The 359-nt window shown below is 53.2% G+C and carries 1 protein-coding gene; it reads left to right on the plus strand.

What is annotated here, in order from left to right; translation table 11 throughout:
• On the plus strand, positions 1-332 hold a 332-nt coding region (locus ACYP2A_RS17790), incomplete at its 5' end, for a transposase (protein WP_459746955.1).
• Positions 333-359 lie beyond the last annotated feature (27 nt).

A 359-nucleotide genomic window follows, 5' to 3' on the forward strand; every position in this document is an offset into this window, starting at 1 on the left:
TCAAGCGGCTGCAGGGCAATTCGCCGCTTGTGCTGCACTCGGATCAGGGCTGGCACTATCAGCAACCTCGTTACCAGAAAGCGCTCAAGGAACGAGGCATCAGACAAAGCATGTCACGCAAGGGGAACTGCCTGGACAATGCCGCAATGGAGAGTTTTTTCGGGATACTGAAGTCCGAGTTTTTCTACCTCAAGCGCTTCCAGAACGTGGAGGAACTGAGGACAGGGCTGGACGAGTACATCCGTTACTACAATCATGACCGGATAAAAGTGAAGCTTGGCGGATTGAGTCCTGTGGAGTTCAGGACTCGCTCGGTGGGCGTGTGGCAATAGACTGTCCAACTTTTTGGGGTCAGATCA

It is taken from the genome of Pseudomonas sp. 3A(2025), assembly GCF_054589175.1.